We start from the raw sequence: 270 nt of genomic DNA on the forward strand, positions 1-270 counted from the left end.
TTCCATTGACAGCCCATGTACAGCACCTGCAAGATGCAGTTGAAGGTCTTGTGCAAGGTCAGTGTAGGCCGTGGTCCGCGCCGACCCGTGCTCAGATGCGGCAAGACAAATTCTTCGAACTGCGCCTGGCTCAATTTCACGGGAATGAACCGCCCCGGGATTTCCGGAGGCTCCACTTCTTGAGAAAATGGAGCTATGGAAAACACGAAGAAGAAGTGCCCAAGGTACTCGCCTGAAGTTCGTGAGCGGGCTGTGCGAATGGTTCTGGAA

At 54.4% G+C, this 270-nt stretch carries 1 protein-coding gene; it reads left to right on the top strand.

The window, feature by feature from the left end; translation table 11 throughout:
• Positions 1–236, top strand: a 236-nt coding sequence (locus AB3X89_RS40525; RefSeq protein ID WP_368588098.1) for a hypothetical protein, incomplete at its 5' end; no start/stop codon positions are given.
• Between the last annotated feature and the right edge of the window lie 34 nt (positions 237–270).

This window comes from Paraburkholderia sp. BR14320 (assembly GCF_040948665.1).
Classification (GTDB): Bacteria; Pseudomonadota; Gammaproteobacteria; order Burkholderiales; family Burkholderiaceae; genus Paraburkholderia; species Paraburkholderia youngii.